Raw genomic sequence first — 24,676 nt, forward strand, 5'->3', positions numbered from 1 at the left:
CCATCTATATACGCTATACTCTAGGTCAATTTTGTTTTTAATTTTTTTAGGTGACTTGTGGAACGCTGGTTAGAGTTTATGGGGAATCACCCCATTTTGTTTGGTACGCTCGGAGTCTTGGTCGTGTTGTTCTTCATTTTTGAAGGTCAACGTAACGGTCGTAAAATTTCACCACAGTCGCTTGGTATTTTAGTGAAAGCGAAAAATGCCATACTGATCGACTTGCGCGATAGTAAAGACTTCCGTGAAGGTCATATTAGTGGCAGCCGCAATATTCCTTTCAGCCAAATTGCAAGTCATGCTGATGAATTAAAAGCAAGTGAGCGTCCATTGGTATTTATTTGCAACCTCGGGCAAGTTGCTGGTAGTGCTTTGCAAAAAGTTGCTCACCATGACAGCTATCGTCTTGATGGTGGTATTAGTAACTGGAAAGCACAAGGCTTACCTCTTGTAAAAAGCAAACCAAAAGCTTAAGGAAAATTATTATGACTGCAAATGTCATTGTTTACTCAACTTCTGTATGCCCGTATTGCGTTCGAGCTAAACAGCTACTTGAGCGTAAAGGTATTGCTTACAAAGAAGTAAATCTTTCTGTTGAAGCACCGGAAGTACGTGTTGAATTAATGCAACGCACGAATCATCGTACTGTCCCACAAATTTTTATTAACGATCAGTTTATTGGCGGTTTTGACCAACTTTATGCTTTAGAGCGTGAAGGTAAACTCGACGAATTATTGGCTTAACATCGCATCCATATTAAGGAAAAAACAATGAGCGAAGAACAACAAGTTCAACCACAATTAGCTTTAGAGCGTATTTATACAAAAGATATTTCTTTTGAGGTTCCAGGGGCGCAGGTTTTTACTAAACAATGGCAACCTGAACTCAATATCAATCTTTCTTCTGCTGCAGAAAAAATTGATCCAACTCATTTTGAAGTTTCTTTAAAAGTTGTGGTACAAGCCGATAACGACAACGAAACAGCGTTCATTGTAGATATCACTCAATCAGGTATTTTCTTGATTGATAACATCGAAGAAGATCGCTTACCGTATATTTTAGGCGCTTATTGCCCAAATATTTTGTTCCCGTTCTTACGTGAAGCGGTAAATGATTTAGTGACTAAAGGTAGCTTCCCACAGTTACTTCTTACTCCAATCAACTTTGATGCAGAGTTCGAAGCAAATATGCAACGTGCTCAAGCTGTTGAAGGTCAAGCTTAATTTTATAGCTTGCTCTAAACTAAAAAAACCGCGCAATTCGCGGTTTTTTTATGTCTGCTATTTCACTTATTAAGAATCAAGTGAATGAAGCTGAATAGTTGGAAATTGAAAACCGCGGCAAGATAATTCTGAGCGCCATGCCACTGTTAGCATCATATTGCCTAAAACAAAATTTTGATAAGCAAATGTCCCAATAAGTGGATGAGAACATATTCCGCCATTGTCTGTAGGATGTGCTTGAGTATTTAAAGTGTTTAAATCTAATCGTATACCGAGACCTGATGCTTTTAGAACAGCTTCTTTAGTCGTCCAGACTTTAAACCAGTATTCTCTGTCTTGTTCTAAGCTTAGCCACGTTTCATATTCATCAGGATGAAATGCATGCTGGGCTAAAGCTTCCAAACGAACTTTACGGTCTAGTTCTTCAACATCGACACCGATATCTTTAACATGCGGGCTCATCGCTAAAGCATAATACTGTTGGCTATGAGAGTGATTGAAATCTAAATCGTGATTCAATAAATATGGCTTGCCATGCTCATGCTTTGCAAACGCTAAATCCGTTATTGTAATTTGTAATTTCTGTGCTATCAGCTCGTTTCTAATGTTATGTATCTGCTGTTTTTTATAATGATTAAATGTACGAAAGTCAGGGAAATCTTGTTTAGATTTTAAAAGAAGCTGGGACAATGTCTGGGTGTAGACTTCAATATTACGCTTAGACATTATCCCGACCTTATTTAAAATTAATTAGAATTTAACCACGTCGCCTTTTAAGGTAACCCCCGCCATCATGGCACCTTTATAGCAATCGTAAGTTGTCGTACTTGTGGTTTCATTAGCTTTAAAATAGCTCACAATATTGGTAACCGCGTTTGCACCTTGTGCTTTAGCATTGTTTTGCATTTGGATGAGTGCTGAACGTAAAACCCAATCACAAGACGTTGCTGCTGACTTACCAAAACCATTGGTCTTTTTATTGGTTACTGCATCTTTTTGAATGACTTTACCACCAGACTTTGTACCCTTTAAATAAAACTTTACTGAACCATCTAAAGTGCCATCTGCAACTGCACGGTCTACAGCTTCTTTAAAATTTAACTGATGTACTTCATCTCCAGCCTGAACAGTGGCAGTAAAACCCGCACTTAGCATTGCTACAAATAAAAGTTTTTTATTTAACATTGTTGTGTTCCTTATTGTTTAACACGTTTAAAAATAAGCGAAGTATTAATTCCGCCAAAAGCAAAGTTATTGCTCATAATAATGTCAGCATCCAGAGTTCTTGGCTGCTGAACGATATAATCCAGATCACCGCACAGTGGATCGACTTCATCTAGATTTAAAGTTGGAATAAAGCGACTACGGTTCATCATTTCAATGCTCAGCCAAGCTTCAATAGCCCCACACGCCCCCAGCGTATGTCCAAAGTAGCTTTTTAAAGAGCTGATCGGCTTACGTCCCAAAACTGCTGCTGTCGCCTGACTTTCAGCCACATCCCCCTGATCAGTTGAGGTGCCATGCGCATTTACATAAGCAATGTCTTTAGCTTCTACAGATGCATCTTTAAGTGCCAATTGCATACAGCGACCCATCATTTCTGACTCGGGGCGAGTGACATGTTGACCATCAGTATTGCTACCGTAGCCGATCACTTCTGCATAGATATGGGCACCTCGAGCTTTGGCATGTTCGTATTCTTCTAAAATTAAACAGCCTGCCCCTTCACCAATCACCAATCCATCTCGCTTAGCATCAAATGGTCGTGGTGTTTTTTCTGGTTGGTCATTCATTCCACTGGTCGCGAACAATACATCAAAAACCGCAGCACCTGCTGCACTGAGTTCTTCTGCACCACCAGCAATCATGACCTGTTGTTTGCCATATTTAATCGCTTCATAGGCTTGCCCAATGGCCATAGAACCAGAGGTACATGCACTTGATGTCGGTAAAGTTAACCCTTTTAGACCAAAATATACGGTCATGTTCACCGCACTTGTATGAGCCATCATGCGGATATAGGTTGTTGCATTGATCTTATTCATGCTCTGATGAAGCAACATGCTTGCAAACTCACCCACGGCCTCTACACTGCCCGCAGAAGAACCAAATGCAACACCCGCTTCGCCACTAGACAAAATTTCGTGTCCAAGCAAGCCAGCATTTTGCAAAGCAGTTTCGGCACAAACCACAGACATGAGCGCAACACGACCCATACCACGGGTGACTTTACGGTTAAAATGTTTTGGAACATGAAAAGTTTCAACAGGTCCAGCAAGCTTAGTCCGAAGGTCAACATACTGTTCCCACTCCGGCATGTAGCGAATACCACTTTTAGCGGCTTCAAATTGGGCAAAAATCTCATCAGAGGTTTCACCTAAAGAAGTAATCCCTGCCATTCCTGTCACCACAACGCGTTTCATCAGATGAGTCCCCCATTCACAGAGATAACCTGTCGGGTCACATAAGAAGCTTCATCTGAACACAAGAATTTCACCACGCTAGCAACTTCATCGACCTGTCCCATGCGTTGTAACGGAATCATTTTAAGTGCATGCTCTTTGACTTCATCGGTAACCATTTCAGTTTCAATCAGGCCGGGTGCTACACAGTTCACGGTAATTTTTCGCTTGGCCAATTCGAGTGCCAAGGCCTTGGTCGCACCAATCAACCCTGCTTTTGCAGCACTGTAGTTGACCTGACCACGATTGCCCATAATGCCAGAAACCGAAGATAACGTGACGATACGACCGCCTTTACGCAAATGGATCATTGGCATAACTAATGGTTTTAATACGTTATAAAAACCATCTAAGGAAGTCGAAATAACTTCATCCCAATCTTGATCTGTTAAAGCTGGGAAAGCACCATCATGGGTAAGACCTGCATTCAATACAACACCATAGAATGCACCGTGTTGCTCTACATCTTGTTCTAAAATTTGCTGAACCGTCTGGCGTTCAGTGACATCAAACATTAAATAATGGCTATTTTGTCCTAGCGCTTGAATCTCTTGTACGACTTGCTCGGCATCTGCCTGACGCGAACGTGCATGCACAGTTACATCAAAACCCGCCTTTGCAAGTTGTAATGCAATCGCTTTCCCAATTCCTCGACTTGAACCCGTTACTAAAATTCGTCTTGTCACAATGTATTCCTAATTCTTTGTGGTTATTCAAATGGTGTTTCTGTTGGCTCAAATACACTTAACGTTGCCTGAATGCAGTGTTCAGCATATTTGATTTCACAGGAAAATTGCCCAAGTCCTTCATGAAAATATTGTTGTTCTATTTGAATGATCAATCGTGAACCTAAAGCGAAATATGGGATTGGTAAATTTAACTTACGTGTTCCCAATAAAAAACCGACTTTTGGCGCTTGTTTTGACTGCTGACCTTGCCAGCCTGAATAAGCGCTGATGGTTTGTGCCATAATTTCAATACTTGCCCATGTCGGCAAGCCTTCTGCTTCACAGAACATGAGCTCGGGTGTAATCGTGAGTTCTGCTTGTGCCCGCCCTTCTGCCACATCAGTTAAATGGTCAATAAAAACCATGGGCTGCTCATGAGGAATATATTGAATTGCATCAAGTTTCATCAGGGCTTCACTCCAAAAACAAGACTAATATTACTTCCCCCAAAAGCGAAAGAATTACTCATCACATAGCGGATGGGCTGTTTTAGCGCGGCATCTAGCACATAATTTTGGTCAGCCAAATCTGGATCAATCTCAATGTTTTGATGCACTGGCAACCAACTTTGATCTTTTAGAACTTGTTCACAAATAAAAGCTTCTATAGCGCCAGCTGCACCGAGGCAATGTCCAGTTTTGTGTTTGGTGCTACTTAAAGCAACTCGATAATCACCAAAAACTTGTCGTACGGCCTTAATTTCCATTGCGTCATTTTGTGGAGTTGCTGTGCCATGCAAGTTGATATAACCAACCTCTTGAGCTGAAATATGAGCCATATCTAGTGCACGTTGCATAGCTAAAGCCGCACCTTTGCCTTCAGGATGTGGAGCCGAAATATGCCATGCATCCATCGATTCACCAGCACCCATTAACATCACAGGAGCAGTGGCTTTACTTAATACAAAAAATGCAGCAGCTTCACCAATATTAATGCCATCACGTTTCACGCCGCAGGGTTGGCAAGTCCGTTCAGATAAACTTTCTAGGCTATTAAATCCATTTAGTGTCAACTGACACAAGGTATCAACGCCACCCACCAGTACAACATCGGCTAAATCTGCATGAAGTAATCGCTGACCCGCGGCTAATGCTTTAGCGCTTGAAGAACAAGCGGTCGAAATAGTATATGCAGGCCCTTCCCATCCTAAGTACTGCTGCAATGCTTTTGCTAAACAGCTCATTTCTTGTGGATAGTGAGATATTGAAAGAGCAGTTTTCCCTTGAAAATATTGCTTAAGTAATAATTCATTATCTGCAATACCAGAAGTCGATGTGCCAACGACAATTGCCAAACGTTTATTTTCAAAGGATGCCGTATAGACTCTTAACGCTGCTTCGATTTCAGATAATGCAGTTAATGCAAAACGTAGATTACGTGAATCTACAGACTGTAAGGTGTCTGGTACATTCGAGCATAATTGATGTGTATATTGCCCCACCCAAACATTACGATCAGCAATTAAATCATCTCGCAAACTTAAGGTTTGCTGTGGCTGTTGTAATGCCTGCTTGATTTGATGAAGTTCGCAACCTAATGCAGATAAACCGACACTTAATTGTATGCCTACTGCCATTGTGGCTGCATTTTCTGAAGGTAAATGTTTCATGGTGTAGGACTTTCTTCTGTCTGCAACGTATTTTCAATCGAACTCAGCGTCATGGTATAAGGGACTTGTTCATTAATCAATTCAATGCTTCCTTGCCCTTGTTTAAGCTGCAACACAGGCTGCTTTTCAATATAAACAACCTGCATGCCTGCTTGTTGTTTCATCTCTACTGCTTGCTGCCCTAAATGTGAAAATTGAGGGTATGTCGCAAACAAAAGGTCACGTACCACAAACTCAAAAGGCAATAAACGCATTTGATCAATACGTTGTTCAATATGAACCCGATGTCCATCAAACTGTAACTTAAATAATTGTTGACCTGTCAGGCTCAAAGCCACCATATCCAGTACAGCACCCTTTTGCTGTTGGTATAACAAGAAGCTAAAACTTTGCTGCTTCCACTGAACTTCAACCTGATCTTGCCGTTGATAAGCTTGTGCCTGCCATAGTGGGCTTTGCAGCCCTTTGGCGTGTGGCATAACCTGACAACCATTTAAAAATATAAAGCTACTGAGTAATATCGTTGCCCATTTGCGTTGCATGATTACCCCTCAAGTGCCTGTTCTTGTGCCAAACCCTCACGACAATATTCTGCCAAAGTAGTAAGTCTACGTTTGGCATTTTTATGGATTGGATTTTTTTCATCCCACGCATAACCCGCCAGTAATGAAGAAATCATACGGCGAATGCCTTCATTCTGATTTTGTGAGAACACTACATCTTGAAACTCGCCTTCATACCATGACTCAACATAGGCACGAAACACCTGAATACCACGGCGTAATGGTTTTTCATATTCTTGCAACCAGTCTACCTGCTCACCTTGCAAGACACGCTCAACCAAAGGTACAGCCAAGCTGGAAGATTTTAAAGCGATCGTCACACCCGATGAAAAGACGGGATCTAGAAACTCACCCGCATTACCTAATAGTGCATAGTTGCGGTCTGCCAAGTGTTTTACATTCGCTGAGTAACCCACCAAGGTCCGCACTGGTGTATCAAATTTTGCACGGCTCAATACATGTGACAAACTTGGCTCATCGGCTAAAATACGCTTAAACATTGCCTCAGGTTCATTATCTTCAGCATTTTCGACTGTGTATTTGTCAAAAAAATCTTGTTCTGCAACGACACCAAAAGAAGCACGTCCATCTGCAAATGGAATCAGCCAATACCATGCGCGATGATCTTTTTCGTGCACAGTAATTAAAATTTTATTGCGGTCAAACTCAGGGTCGTCTGTAATCCCATCTTCAATGTGGGTAAACAGTGCACGACGTACCGGAAAGTTTGATGGGCTCTCTAAATCTAAAAGCTTTGGTAAAATCCGCCCAAAACCACTCGCATCTAACAAAAACTTGGTTTGAATTTGATAACGCTGTTGTTCTTCATCTAACACGGTAAGTAAGGGTTGTTCAGATGCAACATCAACATCTAAAACCTCATGTCCAAAGCGTATGTCAGCACCATAAACTTGTGCCTGCTTTGCGAGTAAGTTGTCAAAATCTGCACGGCGAACTTGCCAAGTAGTTCCCGGTCCATCCGTAAATTTTTCTGTAAAGTCATAAAAGCTACGTTGTTTACCGCGTAAAAAAGCCGCGCCATTTTTAAATTGAAAAGCGTATTGATCAACATGCTCACGGACCGTTTCGAGTAAACCAGCTTCTTCTAAGAACGCCATAGATTGCGGTAACAATGACTCCCCAATCGAAAAACGCGGGAAATACTGTTTTTCAATGACCGTAACGGTATAACCCTTTTTTCTAAGAAGTGCCGCAGCAGAACTACCTGATGGTCCAGCCCCAATAATTACAACGTCAATTTTTTCTATAGTGCTCATAGCACAACTTCCTTTTTAATTTATTCAAATTATGAATGGTCTTGTAAATTCACGATATGTTTTTCATCTGCGGGGGTTAATAAAGTCGCATAGATAAACGAGAAAATAACCCCGAATAAAACCGTTAAACCAAAACAATGAATTGCGTAAGTATGGCTAAATGAAAGTAATCCAAAGCCAAGTAAGGTGGACATCATACATAAAAATAACGCCATTCCAACCACTTGCGGGTGATCATGTCCATGTCGGTAAAAAATTGCATAGTCGACTCCAATCCCGATAATCAGGAAAGTTGCCATAATACTAAACAGGTTAATCTCGACACCTAACCATGCCTGAACAGCAAAAGTGCTCAGTAATGCCAAGCTTACTGGCAGGACCAAAGGCACAATCGAACTTAGCCCATAAATAAGCGCCAAACCAACCGCCAGACCAATTAAGGCATAAATCAGAAGATGCTGAGCCTGCACTCGATGTTCAGCAAACATTTGCGACATTGCAGTAATGGGTTGCTGGAAATGTATGTGATCATTCTGAAGCTGCTTCAACACTTCAGGTTGTTTCACCCCTGTCACCATCACTAATCGTTCATTGGCTTGAGGCTGTAAAAAAGCTAAAGGATGATCTTTAAATACCGAAAAATCTAATAGTGGTTGTGTTGCCAGTTGCTGTTGCCACTGTAAAACATCTGTGACATTTAGCCCCATGCTTTGGGCATATTGCTGCAAAGTCGCTTTTGGAATATTTCTTAATAGTTGTAGATTATTTTGCTGCTCTGCCAATGGTGGAACCCATTGTCCCAAAGCTTGAAATGCACTGATTTTTCCTTTTGCTTGCAACTGTTGTAATTGCCCTATCAGTTGCTGCTCTTGTTGCTGCATTTCATTTGCAGAGGATGCTCGTACTACAAAATAATCACTGCTTTGTTGCTGGCCAAATTGCTCACGAACAGCTTGGTCTTGCTGTTTCAGACTGGCATCCATCCCTTGTAAGTTACGGATGTCATCGTTACTTTTGAGATAGAAAAGACTCACCGTACTCACTGCTAAAATGGCTGCAATCAAGCCATAACGTATTTTAGCTCGTTGTTGAAACCATAAGCGTGCTTGTCCAATCCACGACAATGCTCGTATGGCTGGCTGAGCATTGAGTGCAGGTAACCTTGGTAATAGCAGTACACTACTGATCCACGCCGCGGTTAATCCTACAATTGAAAAGACTGCAATCTGCTTGAACCCAGGAAATGGAGTAAAACTCAAAAAGATATATGCAACCAATGTAGTCATTAAGCCCATAAACAAGCTTGGCAATAGTGGTTTTAAAATTTGAAAACCGCCAAGCTGTCTATGCTGTGATTGCATCGCCATAAAATAAAATGAAAAATCGACACAAACACCAATCAGACTCGCACCAAACACCAATGTCATCAGGTGAATTTCACCAAACACCCAATGTGTAACCGCAAATGCAACAAAGCTTCCAGTTGAAACAGCAATAAATTCGGTTGCCAAGGGTCGCAATGAACGAAAGCCAAACCAAACCAGAAAAATTAAGCCCAGTGTCGAACCGACACCAATGGTTGAGATTTCCTGTTTAGCCGATTGCGTCCCAAAATTTGAAAATAAAATAGTTCCAGTCCAATGAGATTTTAATCCCATTGCAGCTAACTTTTGCTTAGTTTGCTCAATCCAAGTAGAGGTCTGTTCTTGATAATCAATGTTGTATGGGCTTTGAGTCAACTGTAATACGAAAAGCCGAGAGATACCTTGCTCATGGTGAATGGTTGCAAAGCCCTGCTCCATTTCAATATCTTGTTGTGACGGATTCGCCAACTGCATGGCATAACGAGGGAACAACAATAGCGGGTCTTGCTTAAGTGACTCAGCAGTGACAGGCATGCCGGGACTCATCATCTGCATCAGACTTTGTTCCGTCAGTGCCTCGTAATCCAGCTTTTGTAATAAGGCTTGATCTTGAGCACTCAACAAACCTGCTCGATGTTGATACAACTGTTTTGCAAATTGATCAAGATCAAGTTGTGGCTTGAGTGGCTGCCACAACTGACTTTGCTTGGCCTGCGCTGTTAAGAAATGAGTCGCTTGTTGTATCGCAGCTTCATCTTTGGCATCTACCACCACAAATACTTTATTGTTGAGTTGCTCATTCATGTACTGCTGAGTACGTGCAAGTTCTGGGTCTTGCTGAACTTTAGGCAATAACGCAAAAATATTAGTTTGAATATGAATATCTTTATTCAGCCACGTCACGCCAAGCCCCACCGCGATCAGTAGCAGAGCAATTAACCAAAGCGCGGTGAACTTATTTTGCCAGTTGGAAAAGCGCATGCTCAGCAGCCGTTAGAGTCGTCGGTTGAGAAGTCTGGTGACTAAAACGAATGGTCGTCAAATTATTGGCTTTTTCGGTAATCACAATTTGGTTAACGTACTGTTGCCCTTGCGCATCAACACGCACAAACAGCTTTTTAAACAGGCTACTTTTTGGAGTTAAGCTCATGCTCCAGCCAGCAGGGCTGTAATTTGCACTTACCACATTAAAGTTTTTTGCCAAGGCCTGTTCATTACCTGACATTAACTGCAAAAATAAAGTTGCTACAGAGCTATAAGGTGATTGATCAACTTGTATTTGGCTAAATGTACGCTGAGTTTTCTGTACCAATTTGGTTGGGGTAACAATCAAATCTGCTTGCACAGGTCGTTTGATTTGCCATGCCACGCCATAAGATTTTGCGAACAATAACGAGCCGTTCGACACAAATGTTTTATTCAACGATGGCAGTTTTTTTTGCTGTTCGAAATCAGCACGAACGGTAGGAGACTGTGACAATTGCTGAAAAATTTGAGTAATCTGTGCCGGTGCTGCATAGACCGCACTTAAACTGCCCATCCATATAGCAGTACCTAAACCTAAAGTTTTGATGAATTGAGACATCACGCATTCCTCTTCGGTTGAAACTCAGACCACGCATTCAAACGATCAAACAAAACTTGAGGTGACTGAAAACACATTTCACGAGCTTCAATATTCACCGCCACTTGAGTGGTATAACCTTTAGTTAAACGTTTCCCAGACTCAGCATCAAAAATCAGATAATCAATTTTCAAACGGTTTTCCCATTCTTTTAAAATGGCTCGCACTCGAATCTTTTGTTCAAACTCAATACCGTATGCATAGCGAACATGGCTTTCAATCACAGGCCATGCATAGCCTGATTCTTTCATCTGCATATAGTTGTAATGAAATTGATCGAGCAATTTACAGCGCGCAATCTCAAAATATTTTAAATAGTGTCCATGCCAAACCACATTCATGGTATCGACATCATGAAATGGAATTTCAATGATTACATCAGCATGCATTGGCTCACCTTATCCCATAAATTCTGGTTGATTAAACAATTCAAGTTGGTCTAAACGATCAACAATCTGTTGTAATTCGGTTTGTAATGGTCGGTCTTCTTCGACAAATGCAAAGCTTTGTAAGGTCCATTGCATAAACGTTTGCAATGTTGGACTTAACTGTGTGGTTAAACCTTTTAAATGAATGGCCTGCACACTGGCACAGCAGAGGGCTGCAACCACTTGTTGGGTTAAGGTGATCACGCGGCTCGCATCACGGGCAGCAATGGTTCCCATACTGACTTTGTCTTGGTTATGGCATTCGGTTGAGCGTGAAAAAATCGACGCTGCCAAAGTGTTTTTTAAGGCTTCAGCTGTCCACGCCGACACCCCGATTTGCACAGCTTTAAAACCATGATTCAGTGGTAAACGTTCAGCCGTTGCCCCTGTTAAATTACGTGGCAAACCATGATTCATTTTATGATCGACCAATTGTGCAATCTGTCTATCCATCAAGTCAGCAATATTGGCAATCATAATTTTTAAGCTATCCATTGCTTGTGCAATGTGCCCACCGTAAAAATGCCCGCCATGCAACACACGCATGCCTACAGGATCAATCAATGGATTGTCATTACTTGAATTCAGTTCATTTTCAATAAACTGACGTAACCATACTTTTGAATCTTCAAACACACCAATAATATGCGGTGCACAGCGCAAAGAATAACGATCTTGCAAACGCGGACTTTGATGTGCTATTTGTACTTCACTGTTGAGCCAATCACGTAATTGTTTGGCAATCTGCTGCTGCCCCAGATGAGGTTTCTGAGCAAATAGTACTTCATCAAAATGGCTTGGATTACCTTCCAGTGCCAATACATTTAGAGCTGTAATCAAAGTACTTGCGAGTGCAATCTGCTCTGCTTTTTTATAATTTAAACAAGCAATCGCCGTCATCACGGCAGTGCCGTTCATAAGCGCCAAACCTTCTTTAGGTCTGAGTGTTAATGGTTGCAAACCTTTTTCGGCATACACTTGAGCAACAGGGGTAATTTGTCCATCAATATAGACATCACGCTCCCCGATTAACGTTCCAGCAATGTAAGACAACGGCGTTAAATCACCGCTTGCCCCCACCGAACCTTCAGATGGAATGACTGGAATCACATTTTCATTCAGCAACCAAACCAATCGTTCAAGCAATGCCAAAGACACACCTGAATAACCACGAGCCAACGAACATAAACGCGTCACCACTACTGCACGTGCAGTGATCACATCTAAGTTTTCACCTAAACCACAACCATGAAAACGTGAAAGATGTAGCGGTAACTCATTGACCTGATGTAATGGCACTTCAACTAAACATGAGTCACCATAACCCGTAGTCACGCCGTAAATGACACCTTCTTCTTCAAGTAACTGATCGAGAAAATCAGCACCTTTTTGAATTAGGTCACGCCATGAAGATGACTCAGGTAACGCAACCAGACATTCGCCTCTTGCGACCGAAACGACATCTTCAATACTCAGTGGCTGTTCACCTACGGTTAAAACACGCATGTTATTTCGTCCAAAAATTATAAAAATTAAACCATTGATAAGGGGCACGTACACAATGCTGTTCTAATACGGCAACATACGTTTTAGTTATGGTTTGCATACTTTCAATACGGTTAGCGCGGGGTAAATTTACCTGCTCGGCAATTGAATGAATATGAACTTGGAACTGTTGTTGCACACGGTAGCAAAACACTGCAATAACAGGTACTTTCAGTAAATTTGCCAAGATCCATGCGCCTTGTGGAAAGGCTGCTGATTCCCCTAAAAAGTCGACATGCTGTACACGATCTGACTGCACAGGTACACGATCCGCAGCAACAATCACCCACTCACCCTGTTGCATTTTGTCTTGTAAAATCATAGCAGTTTCAATACCCAACTCATCGACGGGCAATAAGCAAACATCGGCCTTATCATTTAGCTTTTTCAAAAACTCATTAAACTTGGTCGCGTGTTTTTGATAAACCAGCACATTAATTTTCTGGGGATGTTCTGACTTAATTGCCCGAAGCAATTCAATATTGCCAAAATGGGAAACCACAATCAGCGCCCCTTTTTGGTAGTGCCGAGAAAAGTTTTCATGCCCAAAAACTTCTAGATTTTGCTCTGAGATATGACCTAGCCAACCTTCAATCTTATCTAAAATACATTCACCAAATTGCATAAAATGCGTATAGCTATTTGCCCAAGTTGGTTCGTGGGTAAAGGGAGACTGTGTTCCAGCAAAATGATGCAGTTTTTGTAAATAAATTAAGGAAGCTTGTCGTGCTGTGGCGGCAAACAACCAATACCACATAATGACAAAGTACATCATCAACTTGCATAACCAACGTCCACCAAAACGGTAAAACCACAACATAAGCATGAGGGGCACCATGCCTCCTCGCTCTTTAATGTCATTCCATTTTGGAGAAGCTGAATCTGACATAATTAACCTTGCAGCTTTTGTTTTAACAGCTTCGGTAAGCGAATCAGCATACCCATAAACAAGCTTGCATGTGCTTTGCTCAGCCCTAAGTTATCTCGCCAGACATGAAAATGGGAGATGCCCTGCTCTGGATAAACAACAGGTGTCGGCACATTAATAAATTGGGTATTTTCCCATTTTAAACGTACTAAAATTTCGCTATCAAAACCCATACGTGGCTGAAACTTAGCGCTGTTCAAAACTTTAATAGTGCTCTCGAGCGGATACACGCGAAACCCACACATACTGTCTTTAATTTCAAAAGACAAACTATTAAGCCACACCCAAAAATGGGTAATGTAACGTCCGTACAACCGTTTTTTAGGAATAGATTCATCAAAGTACGGCTGACCAATCACCATAGCTCTGGGATGTTGCTGGGACTGTTCAATAAATTTAGGAATGTCATCCCAGTGGTGCTGCCCATCTGAATCAAGTTGTAAGGCATGGCTTAAACCCAACTCATGTGCAGCAAGCAATCCTGTAATCACAGCTTGCCCTTTGCCCTTATTCACTTCATGTTCAATTAAATGAATTTGTGAATATTGATCGGCCAATGCCCGTAAAATCTGGCTACAAGCATCATCACTTCCATCATTTACCAATACAATCGGCAAATGGAAGCGGTCTAGATAGGCAATCAAGTCAGCTAAATAATGGGGATGGTTATAAACTGGGATAACAAAGCCATAGTTGGTCTGCATTTTTAACCCTCTACTTCCGTTTGCAAAGCGAATAATAAACGCCCAGAAGCCAAAATCTGTTCTGAATCGCGTAGCTCAAAACTCACTTTATGCTCTTTTCGAGAAAGCTTAAGTTGTACAATTGCATAAGGACGGATCAGATTTTGAAATTTTAGCTGTTCATAACCCTGACACCAATTTAAGTCCGACCAAATTGATTTAGCAAAATGTTGTAAAAAACCTATTTGTCCGACCCCAGGATAAATCGGTTGTGTTGGGAAATGCCCTTTAAAACACGCTAACTCTGGTGGAAACTCAAGGCTCAAAATATAGTCATCTGAACTTTGAGACTGCGACAAAACCACAGGTTGTAACATAGGCTTAAATAGAGTCTGTAAATAGCTTTTATTGAGTTTAGACTGAGAATTTTGCGGTAGCTGACTTAGGAAACGCCATTGACGTGGAATCGCTATAGTTTCCAAGCTGTCTTTCAACTGTAGTTTTAAATGACCAACAAAAGCCGACTTACCTAGTTGCTGTAACTGTTCCCGTGCATCTTCTTTTAAAACAACAATACATCCCAATATTTGACGATGCTCATGTTCAAGTACCAGTACATGACATTGCTGTACTGCATCTAAAGCTTGAATGCTTTGCTCGATCGCATCTAGGCTCAGGCGCTTTTCTTCAAGTTTAATAATTCGATCTGTACGCCCCATCAGCTTAAAGGTCTGACACGTTGCATCTGACCATGCTGCGCCATCACCTGTGGTAATCCAATCATCCTCATAGGCATGATTACTCTTTACCATGAGCTGTTGGTCTTCAATACAAATAGCCACATTGCTAAAAGCAGTCCAAGCATCCTCATCTTTAGCACGATGGGCAATACCACCTGTTTCAGAACTTCCCAAAACTTCAATAATCGGACGGTTTAAGAAAGGGCGAACACCACTTTCTAGCTTGCCACCAGAACTAAAGACCATTTGACAGTGTTGCAAAACGACATCGGTTGTCCAACGTTTTAATAATGCAGGACTTGAGATCAAATAATTGCTTAATCCCAACATTTCTAATTGTTTTTGAGCCTGTACTACATCTTCAGGAAATGCCATTTGAGGGGAATAAAAACTTCGACCCGCCGCTAGTGGTAGCAATAATTTAAATAATAATCCATAAATATGCTGATGACTGACCGTTGCGATCGCAATTGCATGCTCATTGAAAGTAAAGCTCTGGCTTAATCCTTGAACTTCATTTAATAATTGTCTTAATGTTCTTGGGATTTTTTTAGGCTCCCCCGTTGAACCTGATGTATAAAAAAACAGTTGCGCCTGCTCTAAAAAAGCATCATCTAAGGTTAAAGATAAAGGAACAACTTTTTCAACATCTTGACGCTTTAAAAAATAAATCTGCTGCGCTGCGAAATCTTGTTCTAATTCGCGTACTCGATTTGGTGGTAAAAGTACCTGTTTTTCTGCTAACAAAGCGGCAAAAAATAAAACCAGAAATTCATAGCTGTCTGCTTCCCATAATGCCCAAGTTAAATTTTCCATTTGAGCAATTGCAGCAGCTTGTAAGGCAACATCCTGCCAAAATTGAGTAAAACTGGTCGAATGTAGAGCAGCATCTATACAAAGTGGATGAGCTGAATCGATGAATTTTTGAAAATGACAGTGCATAATTTTTAATTAATGATTTGTAGAATGTAAACGCTGATGTCGCTTACGCAAAATAAATTCACCAACGAACAAAATGCCCATCAGCACATAAGAAATAAAGCCATTATAAATGACCCAAACCTGAGTCGATGTAAAAAGTACGGTGCTTAAAGCAATCAATGCATTACAGAAAAAGAAAATGCACCATACCTTAGTCACCTGTCTGGTCCACTGCACACCAGAAGGAGGTAAATCAGGTTCAATGAGTCGGGCAAAGCGTTCAATCATAGACGGTGGTTTTATCAGTGTCATTGCAAAAATAACCAATGCACCCAAACTCATGCCAACCGGATATAACTTTAACCAAGCATGATTATGTGACAGCAAGCTAAGACTGCCACAAACAATGGCAAAACCAGTTAAAGGCCATAATAATGAGTTGCCTTTACTAAAAAGTCTGACCACACCTAATCCGATGAGTAACACACTCACCCAAACAAATTGACCGTGCGTCAAACTCCAACCCACAATAAAGGGATACAACACAAAAAGTGCTGTAATCATCCCTTTAATCACGAGCTTCATTCAGCAGTCATATTCCGAATAACCGTCACAACATCAAGTACGGTTCGCACATTTTTAAAATCTTCAGGTTTTACTTGCTTACCCGTTAACTCTTTAATTTTTACAACTAAATCAACCGCATCAATACTGTCTACATCAAGATCTGAATATAAGTTTGAATCGAGTTGAACAGACTCCGGTTCAATTTCAAACAAATCTTCCATCCATTCGCGGAGTTTAGTTAATACTTGCTCTTGAGATAACATCATCATACTCCTTATGACTTCTGCTGTGCTTCAACTAAAGCAACTAAACTTTGGATTGATTTAAAATGCTGTTTGGTTTCATCCGACTCCGCATTTAAATGAATGTTGTAACGCTTTTTCAAAGCCAGTCCCAACTCCAGTGCATCAATCGAGTCTAATCCTAAACCTTCTCCAAATAATGGAGCTTCTGTATCAATATCTGCAATAGTAATATCTTCTAGTGCCAAAACATCAATAATCATTTGCTTTAGTTCATCAGCAAGATTGCTCATTTCACGATAACTCTTCATCAAAAATTTTATAAAAACTACGACTTAACTGACGAACTTGTTTAGGTCCTACTGTTAAATCATCTAACAAATCTGAAACTTGTACAGCATCGAGTACTTTCACTTCGATATGAAATGGTCGAGATGGTACGTGGTACCATTTTTCATTCTTGGTTAATGTCGATGGTGTACAGGTAATAATTACTGGGCGAATTGGTACATTTGCACGGATGGCAATGTTGGCTGCACCGCGCTGAAACTCGTTGAGGGTCATCCCTTTTTCAGTGCGCGTTCCTTCCGGAAAAATTAAAAGAGAAGCCGCATTGTTTTCTTTTAGACGCTTTACACAGTCTTCAACAAACTGCTGAGAACCTGCATTTAAAATATAGCCTGCGCTTTGTACTGGTCCTTTGGTAAATGGGTTCGACCAAAGAGACTGCTTCACAACACAATTAGCCTGCTGCATCATACCAATTAGTACTACAACATCAATCAAACTCGGATGATTGGCGATGACTAGCTCTTGGCGACTATTCTGTAGCTTTTCCAAACCTTCAACCGAATAAGTCATGATGCCCAGTTTTACCATCATTTCGGTAAAGCCTTTAAAGCTATACTTAATCACATTCTGTGCACGCTGCTGACGCTTTTCAGAATCAGAGGTTGTGGCATTTAGTACTGGGGCGATAACTGAGGCAATTGCCATACCACCCAAACCGAAACTGGCAAAACTAAAACCAGTTGCAGCCACACGCCAGCAATAATTACCCTTTTGTTTGAGATTTTTAAGATTTAGCATTTGTTCCACCCAAATGCAGATATTAACTGGTCAACATCCTGCCAAAAATGAGCAAAACTAGGACCATCTGCTTCATCTGTATGCGTCCACGAAGTAATTTGTAAATTAGGTTGCTCTAGAGTAACGACAGCAGCCATCGCATAGGCAGGGAAATCGACCGCCTCAGCATAAACTTGGGGTAAGGGTTCATCATAGGCAACGACCAATACCCGCTGGATATCTTTCATTGACTTTAAAAGAGCATAGGCCTCAATCAAACCTTCACTCCATGAACAGCTTAAGCTGGTAGATGGCGTGTCATCCTGACATAAAATAGAATAAAGCCCAGAAATTGCATTATGAACAGACGTTGAAAATTGTGTAGGTGAGGGAGTTTGCTCACTTAAAACGTCTTGCAAGATATTCAACGTTTTAGACTCGTCACCATATCGTGATACCCAAACTATATAATCAGCTTTACTGCCATCTAATGCACCAAGCGCACTATTTAAAGCAAGTTTAGCTAATGGCGATAACCGTCTACGCTGCATAGCTGGAATACAGTCAAGGGCTGTATATGAGGGCTGAGCATGTGTAAATGTGAGCTGAGCAAGATGTAATGTTACCATGCTAAAAGTGAACCCTAAGCAGCATTATTCTGTCGAAATATAAATTATTTTATAAAGATGCTGATTATAGCATTCGTTATGAAATTTACAAAAAATTACGTTTATCATTCACACTTTTTCATAACTCTTGGCACATGCTCATTTATTTGCAATAAAAAACCCAAAGAAGACTTTGGGTTTTTGAACTTTAAAAAGCTTAACGTTTAAACTTTTTCTCAGCTTTTTTGAATTTCTGTACATAACGACGTTTACGTGCCGCAACGCGCTCATCCACTTGTGACTTACGTCCTTCAAATGGGTTTTCCGATGTTTTAAAATCGACACGTACTGGCGTTCCTTCCAGTTTGTAAACTTTGCGGAACACATTCTCAAGGTAACGGCGATAATCCGCTGGGGTTTTGTCGACCTTATTACCGTGAATTACGATCGTTGGTGGATTTTGTCCACCCATATGCGCATAACGCATTTTAATACGCTTACCACCAATCATTGGTGGTTGATGCGCTTCAGTCGCATCATTTAAAATTTGGGTTAATTTCGCAGGAGAAACTTTTAAATGCGATGAATCATAAGCACGATGGATGGTTGGGTACATTTCCCCTACGCCAGTGCCATGCAATGCCGAGATTAAATGAACTTTCGCCCAAGGAATAAAGTCAAAACGGCGATCAACATCCAATTTACACTGTTTACGATCGTATTCGGTCATGTTGTCCCATTTGTTAATGGCAATCACCATGGCACGACCAGCTTCAAGTGCATAACCAATCAAATGTAAATCTTGTTCAACTACGCCTTCACGAGCATCCAACACCACCACAATCACATGTGCATCTTTAATGGCTTGTAGTGTTTTTACGATTGAGAATTTCTCAATCATTTCATCAACTTTACCTTTACGACGCACACCCGCTGTATCAATTAATGTGTACTGACGACCATCACGTTCAAATGGGATATAAATAGAGTCGCGAGTTGTACCAGGTTGGTCAAATGCAACCACACGGTCTTCGCCCAGCAAACGATTGACCAAAGTTGATTTACCCACATTTGGACGACCAATAATCGCTAAACGCAAACCTGTTGCTTTGTCATGCTCTTCTGGATTTTCATCTTCAGGTACGTCTACCAAGACATCCTCAAGCATTTGCTGTACACCACGTCCATGGCTTGCAGCAACTTGTAAGGGTTCACCCATACCAAGTTTGTAGAACTCAACCAACGCAGCTTCTGCATGAACACCATCAACTTTATTGGCAACCAAGTAAACTTTTTTACCCAAAGTACGCAGTTCACGGGCAATTTGTTCGTCCGAAGCCAATAAGCCAGCACGCGCATCAACCACAAAGATAATGATATCTGCTTCATTGATGGCTGTTTTTGACTGCTCGGCCATGTAGTTATCAATACCACCTTCATTTTCACCAATACCGCCAGTATCAACAACAATGAAAGACTTATTCTGATAAGTCGCATCACCATATTTACGGTCACGAGTCAGGCCCGCGAAGTCGGCTACAAGTGCATCACGACTCTTGGTAATCTGGTTAAATAACGTTGATTTTCCGACATTCGGACGACCAATGAGCGCAATAACGGGTTTCATACAATAACCTTAATTCAAGACCAGCCATATCTCATGGCATGAGCATTAAAAACAGTACAGGAGATATATTTTAAGGTCAGAGATGACCATAATAAAAGACGGGGCTTTGAACTGATTTAATTCAAACACCCCGATATTTTTAACAGCGTAATTTGTTAAGCGCTTATTTTAGCACAAGCGAACGAAATTAACGATTCTGCCAAATACTTAAATCGCCTTTTCTGGTCGAAACATAAAGTTGGTTCTCGATAACACGTAATGTATTAACTTCACCACTTGTTTTTGAACGACCAATTAATTTACCTGTTGCAGGTTCAACAAGATGCAATACGCCATCTAAATCACCTACAACAAGATCTTGTCCTAGCACAACCGGATTACTTAAGTGACGGTTTAACAAACTATCATTTTCCCAGATTTTTTCGCCAGACGCTAAATCGTAAGCTGTTAACTTACCATCTGTTGAAGAGACAAATACTTTATTGTCATAAACTTCTGGACGTTTAGTACTGCTCGAATCTTCACTCCAAACTACACGTTGAGAAGCAAGATCGGTTACAGTCACTTGACCTTGGAAACTGGTCGTTACCATAAACTGTCCAGCTACAGTAGGATCACCTTCGATATCAATTAAACGTTGAATATCAGAACGACCTTCGCTTACTGCAACACGACGTTGGAAACGTGGAATACCACTAATCGTATCAATTGCATAAACATATGCATTCGCAGATGCAATTAATACAGTACGAGGATCAAGGCTCACCGGTGATGCTTGACCACGCAAACTAAATTGTACATTTGGTAATTTATAAGCCCAAACTTGTTGGCCCGAAGTAGCATCATGCGCAAATACAGTACCATCATTCGCAATGGTAATAACGCGCCCAGATTGAACCAATGACGGGCTTAACAATGCGCCCGATAACTGTGCAGTCCACTTCTGTTCGCCTGTTGCCTGATCTAGTGCAAAGAGTTGCCCTTTACTATTACCAACAACAACAATTCCTTCAGCAGCTTCAACACCAGAGCTCAAGCCTAATTTGCTGACTTTCTTCTCCCAAATGCGTTGTTTACCACGATATGCAGCTACTTCGCCTTTTGGATCAAGCGTGAAAACCACACCATCGCTTGCATCAAGTTGCAAACGTAATGGATCAGCCTTATCAGTAGAAGAAACACTACGCGAAAACACTGGCGTTAAGGTCTTTTTCGACTCGGTCAATTTCGGTAGAGGATTAGGTTTAACTTCTTTTACTTTATTACTCGAACATCCCACCAGTACAGCCGATGCGATTGCAATTGCCAAAGGCAGTTTGAATTTCTGATTCATTAAGACTCTTCCACCTGTGTTTCCAAAATTGGGCGCTCAATCTGTGGATCTTCAACTAAAACGCCAACACTTTCGAGTTTAATTTGTAAAATTTGTCGCTCTTGTTTACGTTCTAGTAACGAATTCCAAGCTGCCTGATACGCTTTTTTAGCAGAATCAACATCTTTCTTAGCAACAAAGATATCACCACGTAACTCTTCTACCGTTGCTTTAAATGCTGGATCGACGTTACCAGACAAGGTTTTTAGTGCTTCATCATATTTGTTTTGCGCTAATTGTGCATCTGCTAAACGCAATTTTACAACCTGAATCAAACCTTCATCTTTTACTTTTGAATTTTCAACTTTTTTTAATGCTTTTTCAGCAGCAGCATAGTCCTGTTTTTCATAGGCTAATTTTGCTAATACAAACTGAGTCTGTATTGCCTGAACAGAGTCGATATCATCTTTTACAATTTTATCTGCCGATGCAGTTACCGAACTTAAGGCATTAGGATTATCGGCACTTGCATTTGCCTCATCCATTAACTGCTGTACTTTTGCAGTTTCTACTTGGCTAGTTGCCAGATTCTTTTTTTGCCAGTATGTCCACCCAAAAAAGGCAATCAACGCAATGAGAATTCCGCTAATCATGGCAGAACCATATTTTTTGGCGAACGACTTTAAGCTGTCGAATTGTTCTTCATCACTTACGCTCATGTGATTGTCCTTTTCCAGATGTTTCAGTTTATTTTGTAAATTTTTGGATTAAAAATGGTACGAGGTCAGCAATTGCTACTTGTGACTGTTCAGCTGTTGCTAGTTCTTTTACTGCAAGCTGCTGTGCATCCCACTCTCGTTCCCCTAAAATCAAAGCAAAGATTGCTCCAGCCTGATCAGCTTTTTTCATTTGGCTTTTCATGCTGCCTTGCGAACCTGTTTTGATTCGAATACTGCTATTTGCAGCTTCTAACTGGTCACGTAATTGTTCCGCTAAAATCAAAGCTTTAGTTTGATAAGCAGGTTCTGCAACCAAGAAGACTTCACAATCACGAATAACTTCGACCTGTTCAACTTGCTCAACTAGAAGCAATAAACGCTCCATACCCATGCCAAAGCCAACAGCAGGTACAGATTGATCTGGTTTACCTTTTAGCTGACCAACCAGACCATCATAACGACCACCTCCACACACAGTACCTTGCGAACCAAGTGCAGTTGTTGTCCATTCAAAAACGGTCTTGTTGTAATAATCTAGACCACGTACCAATTTTTGGTTAATTACAAATTTAACGCCCGCAGCTGTCAAATAATCTTGCAATTGTTGGAAGTGACTTAAACTGTCTTCTTTTAAAAAGTCATATAATTTCGGCGCATTTTCCAGAATTTTCTGAGTAGATTCAATTTTAGAATCTAAAATACGTAATGGGTTAGTCGTTAAACGGCGCTGTGAATCTTCATCCAAAGCTTCTTTATGTTCATTTAAGAACGCAACTAAAGCATTACGGTATTCTGTACGTTCATCTTTTTCACCTAAAGTATTCAACTCAAGTTGAACCATGTGATCAACGCCCATACGCTTCCATAACCGAGCTGTCATCAAGATAACTTCAGCTTCAATATCAGGAGTGGCGACACCGAAAGTTTCAACACCAAACTGGTGGAACTGGCGGTAACGTCCTTTTTGTGGCTTTTCATAACGGAACATAGGTCCCATATACCACACGCGTGGCGTAGCACCGCGCAACAAGTTATGTTCGAGCATCGCGCGAACACAACCTGCTGTACCTTCCGGACGTAAGGTTAATGACTCTGGTGGATTACCTTTGTCGAAAAAGGTATACATTTCTTTTTCAACAATATCGGTTGCATCACCAATAGCACGTTTAAACAAGCCCGTTTGTTCAACGATCGGCAAACGAATTTGTTGATAACCATAAGCATCCATTAAAGACGCTAAATGTTGCTCGAGACGTCTCCACGCTACTGTTTGCGTTGGCAAGACGTCATTAAAACCTTTGATTGCGACAATTGAACTCATGATGAACTACGAATAATTTCTTTAGATTTAGCTTCTTCAAGCTCTTGGACACGTTGACGAACCATTGTTTCGATTTCATCAACCAATTGATCGGTATCGATTAAATGGCTTTTCTCACCATTACGATAAACCAGTGAGCGAGGCGCCGCCCCGACAACCCCGATATCGGCTTCTTTTGCTTCACCCGGGCCATTTACCTTACAACCAATCACTGACACATCCATTGGAGTACGAATATCTTCTAAACGCTCCTCCAAAGCTTGCATCACTTGAATAACATTAAATTCTTGGCGTGAACAACTCGGACAAGCAATAAAGTTAATCCCGTTAGAGCGAAGTCCCAATGATTTTAAGATATCAAAACCAATCTTGATTTCATCTTCTGGTTCGGCAGCAAGCGAAATACGCATCGTATCGCCAATACCTTCCATCAATAATCCGCCAAGGGCAATCGCTGATTTCACAGTACCAGTACGGTAAATACCCGCTTCAGTTACACCAAGATGTAATGGATTATCGATTTGTTTTGAAAGTAAACGATAAGCATCCATTGTTAAAAATACATTAGATGCTTTTACACTGACTTTAAATTCATGAAAATTGAGTCGATCTAAAATATCAATATGGCGTAATGCAGACTCAAGCAGTGCTTCACCTGTAGGTTCGCCATATTTTTTTTGCAAATCTTTTTCTAGAGAACCACCATTCACGCCAATACGCATTGAAATGCCATGATGACGTGCAGCAGCAACGACTTCACGAACTTTCTGATCGGACCCGATATTCCCCGGATTAATACGCAAACAGTCTGCACCATAATCTGCAACTGCTAAGGCAATTCTATGGTCAAAATGAATATCGGCAACTAATGGTACTGAAACGCGCTTACGAATTGCGCCAAATGCTTCAGCAGCCTCCATAGATGGGACCGAAACACGCATAATATCAGCACCTGCTTCAGCGCAACGTTCAATCTGAGCAACGGTTGCATCAACATCGCAAGTTTCAGTGTTTGTCATACTTTGCACGCTAATAGGTGCATCGCCACCGACATACACCGACCCAACACGGATTTTACGTGTTGGTCGACGTTTAATTGGGTTCTCTATCATTGTAT

28 protein-coding genes are annotated in these 24,676 nt (G+C 41.0%); 3 read left to right on the forward strand and 25 right to left on the reverse strand.

Annotation, left to right across the window (positions count from 1 at the left end; translation table 11 throughout):
• Window positions 1-57: 57 nt before the first annotated feature.
• From RMB13_RS19325 to secB, 3 genes are read left to right on the forward strand one after another with little or no spacing between them, the layout of a single operon-like run.
• Window positions 58-474 (forward strand): rhodanese-like domain-containing protein, encoded by a 417-nt coding sequence (locus RMB13_RS19325; protein ID WP_003654928.1) that lies wholly within the window; start codon window positions 58-60, stop codon window positions 472-474.
• Between the two features lie 11 nt (window positions 475-485).
• The gene (gene grxC / locus RMB13_RS19330) at window positions 486-743 is read left to right on the forward strand and encodes a glutaredoxin 3 (RefSeq protein ID WP_003654926.1); all 258 of its coding nucleotides are present in this window, start codon (window positions 486-488) and stop codon (window positions 741-743) included.
• A 27-nt stretch (window positions 744-770) separates the two neighbouring features.
• On the forward strand, window positions 771-1,223 hold the full coding sequence (gene secB, locus RMB13_RS19335; RefSeq protein WP_003654925.1) for a protein-export chaperone SecB: 453 nt from the start codon (window positions 771-773) through the stop codon (window positions 1,221-1,223).
• Window positions 1,224-1,292: 69 nt separating this feature from the next.
• Here secB and RMB13_RS19340 read toward each other — a convergent pair whose 3' ends face one another.
• The 25 genes from RMB13_RS19340 to ispG all read right to left on the reverse strand — a co-directional run bounded on the left by RMB13_RS19340 (window position 1,293) and on the right by ispG (window position 24,671).
• The gene (locus RMB13_RS19340) at window positions 1,293-1,949 is read right to left on the reverse strand and encodes a 4'-phosphopantetheinyl transferase superfamily protein (protein ID WP_017391270.1); all 657 of its coding nucleotides are present in this window, start codon (window positions 1,947-1,949) and stop codon (window positions 1,293-1,295) included.
• Window positions 1,950-1,973: 24 nt separating this feature from the next.
• Window positions 1,974-2,408, reverse strand: a complete 435-nt coding sequence (locus RMB13_RS19345) for a hypothetical protein (RefSeq protein ID WP_005036894.1) — start codon at window positions 2,406-2,408, stop codon at window positions 1,974-1,976.
• A gap of 11 nt (window positions 2,409-2,419) precedes the next feature.
• On the reverse strand, window positions 2,420-3,646 hold the full coding sequence (locus tag RMB13_RS19350) for a beta-ketoacyl-ACP synthase (protein WP_311086106.1): 1,227 nt from the start codon (window positions 3,644-3,646) through the stop codon (window positions 2,420-2,422).
• Window positions 3,646-4,371, reverse strand: a complete 726-nt coding sequence (locus RMB13_RS19355) for a 3-ketoacyl-ACP reductase FabG2 (protein WP_005036897.1) — start codon at window positions 4,369-4,371, stop codon at window positions 3,646-3,648. The genes RMB13_RS19350 and RMB13_RS19355 overlap by 1 nt, the downstream gene beginning before the upstream one ends.
• A gap of 23 nt (window positions 4,372-4,394) precedes the next feature.
• Window positions 4,395-4,820 carry a 3-hydroxylacyl-ACP dehydratase gene (locus tag RMB13_RS19360; protein WP_003654915.1) on the reverse strand — a complete coding sequence of 142 codons (426 nt, stop codon included), beginning with the start codon at window positions 4,818-4,820 and terminating at the stop codon, window positions 4,395-4,397.
• The gene (locus RMB13_RS19365) at window positions 4,820-6,022 is read right to left on the reverse strand and encodes a beta-ketoacyl-[acyl-carrier-protein] synthase family protein (protein ID WP_311086107.1); all 1,203 of its coding nucleotides are present in this window, start codon (window positions 6,020-6,022) and stop codon (window positions 4,820-4,822) included. The genes RMB13_RS19360 and RMB13_RS19365 overlap by 1 nt, the downstream gene beginning before the upstream one ends.
• Window positions 6,019-6,564 carry a DUF3261 domain-containing protein gene (locus RMB13_RS19370; RefSeq protein WP_311086108.1) on the reverse strand — a complete coding sequence of 182 codons (546 nt, stop codon included), beginning with the start codon at window positions 6,562-6,564 and terminating at the stop codon, window positions 6,019-6,021. The genes RMB13_RS19365 and RMB13_RS19370 overlap by 4 nt, the downstream gene beginning before the upstream one ends.
• 2 nt (window positions 6,565-6,566) lie before the next feature.
• On the reverse strand, window positions 6,567-7,862 hold the full coding sequence (locus tag RMB13_RS19375; protein ID WP_311086109.1) for an NAD(P)/FAD-dependent oxidoreductase: 1,296 nt from the start codon (window positions 7,860-7,862) through the stop codon (window positions 6,567-6,569).
• Window positions 7,863-7,891: 29 nt separating this feature from the next.
• Window positions 7,892-10,207 carry a hypothetical protein gene (locus tag RMB13_RS19380; protein ID WP_311086111.1) on the reverse strand — a complete coding sequence of 772 codons (2,316 nt, stop codon included), beginning with the start codon at window positions 10,205-10,207 and terminating at the stop codon, window positions 7,892-7,894.
• On the reverse strand, window positions 10,182-10,811 hold the full coding sequence (locus RMB13_RS19385) for an outer membrane lipoprotein carrier protein LolA (protein ID WP_132070865.1): 630 nt from the start codon (window positions 10,809-10,811) through the stop codon (window positions 10,182-10,184). Before RMB13_RS19385 ends, RMB13_RS19380 begins: the two co-directional genes overlap by 26 nt.
• Window positions 10,811-11,239, reverse strand: a complete 429-nt coding sequence (locus RMB13_RS19390; protein WP_000542808.1) for a thioesterase family protein — start codon at window positions 11,237-11,239, stop codon at window positions 10,811-10,813. Before RMB13_RS19390 ends, RMB13_RS19385 begins: the two co-directional genes overlap by 1 nt.
• A gap of 9 nt (window positions 11,240-11,248) precedes the next feature.
• Window positions 11,249-12,784 (reverse strand): aromatic amino acid ammonia-lyase, encoded by a 1,536-nt coding sequence (locus RMB13_RS19395; RefSeq protein WP_311086112.1) that lies wholly within the window; start codon window positions 12,782-12,784, stop codon window positions 11,249-11,251.
• Window position 12,785: 1 nt separating this feature from the next.
• Window positions 12,786-13,712: an acyltransferase gene (locus RMB13_RS19400; protein WP_311086113.1), complete on the reverse strand. Its 927-nt coding sequence runs from the start codon at window positions 13,710-13,712 to the stop codon at window positions 12,786-12,788.
• A gap of 2 nt (window positions 13,713-13,714) precedes the next feature.
• Window positions 13,715-14,455 (reverse strand): glycosyltransferase family 2 protein, encoded by a 741-nt coding sequence (locus tag RMB13_RS19405; RefSeq protein WP_311086114.1) that lies wholly within the window; start codon window positions 14,453-14,455, stop codon window positions 13,715-13,717.
• 2 nt (window positions 14,456-14,457) lie between these two features.
• Window positions 14,458-16,116: an AMP-binding protein gene (locus tag RMB13_RS19410; protein ID WP_311086115.1), complete on the reverse strand. Its 1,659-nt coding sequence runs from the start codon at window positions 16,114-16,116 to the stop codon at window positions 14,458-14,460.
• 9 nt (window positions 16,117-16,125) lie between these two features.
• Window positions 16,126-16,680: a septation protein IspZ gene (locus RMB13_RS19415; RefSeq protein WP_311086116.1), complete on the reverse strand. Its 555-nt coding sequence runs from the start codon at window positions 16,678-16,680 to the stop codon at window positions 16,126-16,128.
• Window positions 16,677-16,931, reverse strand: coding sequence for an acyl carrier protein (locus RMB13_RS19420; protein WP_080592314.1), 255 nt, complete (start codon window positions 16,929-16,931; stop codon window positions 16,677-16,679). Before RMB13_RS19420 ends, RMB13_RS19415 begins: the two co-directional genes overlap by 4 nt.
• Before the next feature lie 5 nt (window positions 16,932-16,936).
• A complete protein-coding gene (locus tag RMB13_RS19425; RefSeq protein ID WP_000067033.1) occupies window positions 16,937-17,197 on the reverse strand; it encodes a phosphopantetheine-binding protein in 261 nt (86 codons plus the stop codon).
• 1 nt (window position 17,198) lies between these two features.
• Window positions 17,199-18,002 (reverse strand): lysophospholipid acyltransferase family protein, encoded by an 804-nt coding sequence (locus tag RMB13_RS19430; protein WP_311086117.1) that lies wholly within the window; start codon window positions 18,000-18,002, stop codon window positions 17,199-17,201.
• Window positions 17,987-18,601 (reverse strand): beta-ketoacyl synthase chain length factor, encoded by a 615-nt coding sequence (locus tag RMB13_RS19435; RefSeq protein ID WP_311086118.1) that lies wholly within the window; start codon window positions 18,599-18,601, stop codon window positions 17,987-17,989. Before RMB13_RS19435 ends, RMB13_RS19430 begins: the two co-directional genes overlap by 16 nt.
• A gap of 196 nt (window positions 18,602-18,797) precedes the next feature.
• On the reverse strand, window positions 18,798-20,207 hold the full coding sequence (gene der, locus RMB13_RS19440) for a ribosome biogenesis GTPase Der (protein ID WP_005036930.1): 1,410 nt from the start codon (window positions 20,205-20,207) through the stop codon (window positions 18,798-18,800).
• Between the two features lie 187 nt (window positions 20,208-20,394).
• The gene (bamB, locus tag RMB13_RS19445) at window positions 20,395-21,540 is read right to left on the reverse strand and encodes an outer membrane protein assembly factor BamB (protein WP_311086119.1); all 1,146 of its coding nucleotides are present in this window, start codon (window positions 21,538-21,540) and stop codon (window positions 20,395-20,397) included.
• Window positions 21,540-22,238: a tetratricopeptide repeat protein gene (locus RMB13_RS19450; protein WP_004641116.1), complete on the reverse strand. Its 699-nt coding sequence runs from the start codon at window positions 22,236-22,238 to the stop codon at window positions 21,540-21,542. Before RMB13_RS19450 ends, bamB begins: the two co-directional genes overlap by 1 nt.
• Before the next feature lie 28 nt (window positions 22,239-22,266).
• Entirely contained in the window at window positions 22,267-23,559 is a 1,293-nt protein-coding gene (gene hisS / locus RMB13_RS19455) for a histidine--tRNA ligase (protein WP_005036932.1), read from the reverse strand.
• Window positions 23,556-24,671, reverse strand: coding sequence for a flavodoxin-dependent (E)-4-hydroxy-3-methylbut-2-enyl-diphosphate synthase (gene ispG / locus RMB13_RS19460; protein WP_004641112.1), 1,116 nt, complete (start codon window positions 24,669-24,671; stop codon window positions 23,556-23,558). The genes hisS and ispG overlap by 4 nt, the downstream gene beginning before the upstream one ends.
• Between the last annotated feature and the right edge of the window lie 5 nt (window positions 24,672-24,676).

The organism is Acinetobacter sp. V102_4, from assembly GCF_031799005.1.
In the GTDB taxonomy this organism is placed as follows: Bacteria; Pseudomonadota; Gammaproteobacteria; order Pseudomonadales; family Moraxellaceae; genus Acinetobacter; species Acinetobacter calcoaceticus.

Excerpts from the sequence above, each read along its gene's own strand:
- grxC (WP_003654926.1), top strand. The coding sequence starts at position 486 with ATGACTGCAAATGTCATTGTTTACTCAACTTCTGTATGCCCGTATTGC.
- secB (WP_003654925.1), top strand. The coding sequence starts at position 771 with ATGAGCGAAGAACAACAAGTTCAACCACAATTAGCTTTAGAGCGTATT.
- RMB13_RS19340 (WP_017391270.1), bottom strand. The coding sequence starts at position 1,949 with ATGTCTAAGCGTAATATTGAAGTCTACACCCAGACATTGTCCCAGCTT.
- RMB13_RS19345 (WP_005036894.1), bottom strand. The coding sequence starts at position 2,408 with ATGTTAAATAAAAAACTTTTATTTGTAGCAATGCTAAGTGCGGGTTTT.
- RMB13_RS19350 (WP_311086106.1), bottom strand. The coding sequence starts at position 3,646 with ATGAAACGCGTTGTGGTGACAGGAATGGCAGGGATTACTTCTTTAGGT.
- RMB13_RS19360 (WP_003654915.1), bottom strand. The coding sequence starts at position 4,820 with ATGAAACTTGATGCAATTCAATATATTCCTCATGAGCAGCCCATGGTT.
- RMB13_RS19365 (WP_311086107.1), bottom strand. The coding sequence starts at position 6,022 with ATGAAACATTTACCTTCAGAAAATGCAGCCACAATGGCAGTAGGCATA.
- RMB13_RS19370 (WP_311086108.1), bottom strand. The coding sequence starts at position 6,564 with ATGCAACGCAAATGGGCAACGATATTACTCAGTAGCTTTATATTTTTA.
- RMB13_RS19375 (WP_311086109.1), bottom strand. The coding sequence starts at position 7,862 with ATGAGCACTATAGAAAAAATTGACGTTGTAATTATTGGGGCTGGACCA.
- RMB13_RS19380 (WP_311086111.1), bottom strand. The coding sequence starts at position 10,207 with ATGCGCTTTTCCAACTGGCAAAATAAGTTCACCGCGCTTTGGTTAATT.
- RMB13_RS19385 (WP_132070865.1), bottom strand. The coding sequence starts at position 10,811 with ATGTCTCAATTCATCAAAACTTTAGGTTTAGGTACTGCTATATGGATG.
- RMB13_RS19390 (WP_000542808.1), bottom strand. The coding sequence starts at position 11,239 with ATGCATGCTGATGTAATCATTGAAATTCCATTTCATGATGTCGATACC.
- RMB13_RS19395 (WP_311086112.1), bottom strand. The coding sequence starts at position 12,784 with ATGCGTGTTTTAACCGTAGGTGAACAGCCACTGAGTATTGAAGATGTC.
- RMB13_RS19400 (WP_311086113.1), bottom strand. The coding sequence starts at position 13,712 with ATGTCAGATTCAGCTTCTCCAAAATGGAATGACATTAAAGAGCGAGGA.
- RMB13_RS19405 (WP_311086114.1), bottom strand. The coding sequence starts at position 14,455 with ATGCAGACCAACTATGGCTTTGTTATCCCAGTTTATAACCATCCCCAT.
- RMB13_RS19410 (WP_311086115.1), bottom strand. The coding sequence starts at position 16,116 with ATGCACTGTCATTTTCAAAAATTCATCGATTCAGCTCATCCACTTTGT.
- RMB13_RS19415 (WP_311086116.1), bottom strand. The coding sequence starts at position 16,680 with ATGAAGCTCGTGATTAAAGGGATGATTACAGCACTTTTTGTGTTGTAT.
- RMB13_RS19420 (WP_080592314.1), bottom strand. The coding sequence starts at position 16,931 with ATGATGATGTTATCTCAAGAGCAAGTATTAACTAAACTCCGCGAATGG.
- RMB13_RS19425 (WP_000067033.1), bottom strand. The coding sequence starts at position 17,197 with ATGAGCAATCTTGCTGATGAACTAAAGCAAATGATTATTGATGTTTTG.
- RMB13_RS19435 (WP_311086118.1), bottom strand. The coding sequence starts at position 18,601 with ATGGTAACATTACATCTTGCTCAGCTCACATTTACACATGCTCAGCCC.
- der (WP_005036930.1), bottom strand. The coding sequence starts at position 20,207 with ATGAAACCCGTTATTGCGCTCATTGGTCGTCCGAATGTCGGAAAATCA.
- bamB (WP_311086119.1), bottom strand. The coding sequence starts at position 21,540 with ATGAATCAGAAATTCAAACTGCCTTTGGCAATTGCAATCGCATCGGCT.
- RMB13_RS19450 (WP_004641116.1), bottom strand. The coding sequence starts at position 22,238 with ATGAGCGTAAGTGATGAAGAACAATTCGACAGCTTAAAGTCGTTCGCC.
- hisS (WP_005036932.1), bottom strand. The coding sequence starts at position 23,559 with ATGAGTTCAATTGTCGCAATCAAAGGTTTTAATGACGTCTTGCCAACG.
- ispG (WP_004641112.1), bottom strand. The coding sequence starts at position 24,671 with ATGATAGAGAACCCAATTAAACGTCGACCAACACGTAAAATCCGTGTT.